At 73.3% G+C, this 3689-nt stretch carries 4 protein-coding genes; 2 read left to right on the forward strand and 2 right to left on the reverse strand.

The features are described from left to right. Positions 1 to 95: 95 nt before the first annotated feature. Positions 96 to 1106, reverse strand: a complete 1011-nt coding sequence (rarD, locus tag IF73_RS0136895; protein ID WP_051717746.1) for an EamA family transporter RarD — start codon at positions 1104 to 1106, stop codon at positions 96 to 98. A gap of 108 nt (positions 1107 to 1214) precedes the next feature. Further along, positions 1215 to 2087: an SDR family oxidoreductase gene (locus tag IF73_RS0136900; RefSeq protein ID WP_031015854.1), complete on the reverse strand. Its 873-nt coding sequence runs from the start codon at positions 2085 to 2087 to the stop codon at positions 1215 to 1217. Positions 2088 to 2254: 167 nt separating this feature from the next. On the opposite strand from IF73_RS0136900, the gene IF73_RS0136905 reads away from it, so the two are divergent. Both IF73_RS0136905 and IF73_RS0136910 read left to right on the forward strand, forming a co-directional pair. After that, positions 2255 to 2593 (forward strand): winged helix-turn-helix transcriptional regulator, encoded by a 339-nt coding sequence (locus tag IF73_RS0136905; RefSeq protein WP_051717748.1) that lies wholly within the window; start codon positions 2255 to 2257, stop codon positions 2591 to 2593. Positions 2594 to 2676: 83 nt separating this feature from the next. Further along, entirely contained in the window at positions 2677 to 3558 is an 882-nt protein-coding gene (locus tag IF73_RS0136910) for a hypothetical protein (protein ID WP_234338455.1), read from the forward strand. Positions 3559 to 3689 lie beyond the last annotated feature (131 nt).

Here is a 3689-nt window from a genome sequence, read left to right on the forward strand (position 1 = left end):
CGCGGTCGTCCGCGCCACCCACCCCCGCCCCGCCACCGGAATCCCCGAATCCGCGGGTGCCCCGGCCGGAGCGGTACATCATGCGGAGCCGCGGGTCAGGCGCGGACGTCGTCCGTCGTGGGGAGGGGTCTGGGGGTTTCCGTCAGGCGGGTGGCCGCTTCCTCGGTGGCGCGGGCGACGGCCGCGCGGCTGCGGCGGGCGGTGCGGAGGGCGTCCCAGGTGAGGAGGGTGAGGGCGAGCCAGACCAGGGAGAAGCCGGCCCAGCGCTCGGGGGGCATGGCCTCGTGGAAGTACACGACGCCGAGGAGGAACTGGAAGGTCGGGGCCAGGTACTGCAGGAGGCCCAGGGTGGAGAGCGGGACCCGGATCGCCGCCGCGCCGAAGCAGATGAGGGGGACGGCCGTGACGATGCCGGTCGAGGCGAGCAGCGCCATGTGGGCGGGGCCCTCGGAGCCGAAGGCGAGCTCGGACCGCGTGCCGAGGAGGACCAGGTAGCCGAGGGCGGGCAGGAACTGGACGGCGGTCTCGGCCGCCAGCGACTCCAGGCCGCCGATGTTGACCTGCTTCTTCACCAGGCCGTAGACGGCGAAGGAGAAGGCGAGGACGAGGGAGATCCAGGGCGGGCGGCCGTACCCCACCGCCAGGACCAGCACGGCCGCGAAGCCGATGCCGACCGCCGCCCACTGGGCCGGGCGGAGGCGTTCCTTCAGGACGAGGACGCCGAGCGCGATCGTCACCAGCGGGTTGATGAAGTAGCCGAGCGACGACTCGACGACGTGGCCGTTGTTGACCGACCAGATGTACAGGCCCCAGTTGACGGTGATGACGGTCGCGGCGATCGTCAGCAGGCCCAGCTTGCGCGGGCTGGCCGCCAGCTCCCGCACCCAGCCCCAGCGGCGCAGCACCAGCAGGGCGAGGCCGACGAAGACGAACGACCACACCATCCGGTGCGCCAGGATCTCGCCCGCGCTCGCGGGCTTGAGGAGCGGCCAGTAGAGCGGGACCAGGCCCCACATCGCGTACGAGGCGATGCCGTAGAGCAGACCGGCGCGGCTCTCGCCGCCTTCCGTGGTCCCGACGGTTCCGTCCGTCCCTCTTCCGCCCATGAGAAAGCCTCCCGCCCTGCGCCGCGCTGTCCCGACGAAGGTAGCGCCGCACAGGGCAGGCTGTCATGTGTGTACCGCTATACGGTCATGACCTTGAGAGGGGTGCGGTCACGCCGACGCCAGCGCCTCGCCGATGGTGGTGCCGATCGGGGTGGTCGGGCGGCCGATCAGCCGCGCCAGGTCACCGGTCCGGACGGCCAGCGCGCCCCGCTCGATCGCCTTGTCGACGTCGACGAGGATCGCCGCGAAGGGCTCCGGCACCCCGGCGCCCGTCAGGATCTCCAGGTGCGTCTCCGCCGGCACGTTCGTGTACGCGATCTCCCGCCCGGCGCGGGCGCCGACCTCCGCCGCGTACTCCGCCAGCGACCACGCCTCGTCGCCGCTCAGCTCGTAGGCCCGGCCCAGGTGCTCCCCGGCCGGCCCGGTCAGCACCGCCGCCGCGGCGGCCGCGTAGTCGGCGCGGGAGGCGGAGGCGACCCGGCCCTCGCCGGCGTTGGCGACGACGGCGCCGTGGGCGAGGACGGGGGCGAGGTTCGCCGTGTAGTTCTCGCTGTACCAGCCGTTGCGCAGGAAGGTGTACGGCAGCCCCGAGGCCAGGATCAGCGCCTCGGTCTCCTTGTGCTCCGCCGCCAGGTCGAAGTCGGCGTCCGGGCCGCCGAGCACGCCGGTGTACGCGAGCTGGGCCACGCCCGCCGCCTTGGCCGCGTCGATCACGGCGGCGTGCTGCGGCACCCGCTGCCCGACCTCGCTGCCGGAGATCAGCAGCACCCGGTCGCCCGCCGCGAAGGCGTCGGCCAGCGTCTCGGGGCGGTTGTAGTCGGCGATCCGCAGCTCGACGCCGCGCTCCGCCAGGTCGGCGGCCTTCTCCTTGTTCCGCACGACGGCGGCGACGGAGCCGGCGGGCACGGTCGGGTCGGCGAGGAGGGCGTCGACGACGAGACGGCCGAGCTGTCCGGTGGCTCCGGTGACGACGATGCTCATGGGGCTCTCTCTTCCACGGTGGGGCGCGATCGGGGTGATGCACTTACCGTACGAGGTGCGCTAACCAATCGAAAGTACCCACTTTGAAGTAAGGTACTGGTGTGAAGGTAAGCAACGAGACCCCTCCGGCCCCCGTGACCCCCCTGCTGGCCGACGCCGGCGGCGCCATGTGCCCGTCCCGGCTCGTCCTGGAGCACGTCACCAGCCGCTGGGGCGTCCTCGTCCAGATCGCCCTCCTGGAGCGCTCGTACCGCTTCAGCGAACTGCGGCGGCGGATCGGCGGCGTCAGCGAGAAGATGCTGACCCAGACCCTCCAGACCCTGGAGCGCGACGGCTTCGTCCACCGCGAGGCCCGGCCCGTCATCCCGCCCCGCGTCGACTACAGCCTCACGCCCCTCGGCGAGGAGTCCGCCCGGCGGATCAGGGACCTGGCCCTGTGGACCGAGTCCCGGGTCCCCGCCGTCGAGGAGGCCCGCGCCCGCTACGACGCCGGGCGCAGCCAATGAGCCTGTAGCGCCACGGAGTTGACTCCTCCGCGCATACGATCGTGACCTCTGGGGGAATCGTGTGAACGGGGGGTGGGGGAAGCGTGTCCTGCGTACGGCTGTCACTGTCCTGCTGTGCCGTCCTGGTGGGCGGGATCCTGCTGACGGGGTGTTCGGGGGGCGGGGGAGGGAGCGGAGGCCCGAAGCCCTCGACGTCGGCGTCCGGCACCGCGGCGCCCACGGCGACCGGGTCCCCGACCACGACCGGGTCCCCCACCGGGTCCGCGTCCGGATCCGCCTCCGCGTCGACCGTCCCCGACCAGGCGGCGACGCCCACCGCCCTGGACTTCACCTTCGACCCGGCCCGCGCCCCGAGGAACGGGGCCGACGCCCGGCGCCTCGCCCGTGCCGTCCTCGCCGAGCCGGACTCCTGGGGCCCCGGCTTCACCGAGCGGAAGCCGTACCTGAGCCCCGACGGCTACTGGCCGCTGCTCCCCGCTTCCTGCCGCTGGGAGACCGGGGCCGTGCCGTCCACCGTCCTCCACAGCGTCACCGGCTACAGCGAGGTCCCCGCCAAGGGGGCGAAGGGCCTGCTCCAGGTCGCCGCCACGGTCACCGTCCACACCTCGGTCGACGAGGCGGACTGGGAGATGGCGCAGACCCTGGAGGAGGCGCTGCGCTGCCCGGACCAGATCCTGCGGGACGGGGAGAAGGTCACCGGCCTCTTCTCCATCGGCACCCCCTACGGCGTCAACGGCAACTTCACCGCCGCGGACTCCCTCAACGAGCGCGGCAAGTACGTCAGGGCCGGCGTCAAGGGCGAGCACTTCTACGGATGGTCGCAGTCCCGGGTGGGGCCGGTGACGCTCGCCGTGTCGGCCAAGGGATCGGCCGGCCACACCGACGACGAGATCAGTACGGCGATGATCCGGGCGCTCGTCACCATGCTCAACCGCACCCAGGCCGAGCTGGAGGTCAAGCAGTGAGCCCCGTGAGCCCGGACGACCGCGAGCCCTCCCCGGGCGGCCCCCAGGACCGCCCGCCGGCCGACGCGCGCCGCATCCCCGACCCCCGGATCCCCGCCGCCCCACCGGCCGCCGAGCCCGCCCCCACGTCC

The sequence above is a fragment of the Streptomyces sp. NRRL F-5727 genome, assembly GCF_000719555.1.
Taxonomy (GTDB): domain Bacteria; phylum Actinomycetota; class Actinomycetes; order Streptomycetales; family Streptomycetaceae; genus Streptomyces.

What these genes read in the sequence shown, in the direction of transcription:
- IF73_RS0136905 (WP_051717748.1), top strand. Translation starts at nt 2,255, where the DNA reads ATGTGCCCGTCCCGGCTCGTCCTGGAGCACGTCACCAGCCGCTGGGGC.
- rarD (WP_051717746.1), bottom strand. Translation starts at nt 1,106, where the DNA reads ATGGGCGGAAGAGGGACGGACGGAACCGTCGGGACCACGGAAGGCGGC.
- IF73_RS0136900 (WP_031015854.1), bottom strand. Translation starts at nt 2,087, where the DNA reads ATGAGCATCGTCGTCACCGGAGCCACCGGACAGCTCGGCCGTCTCGTC.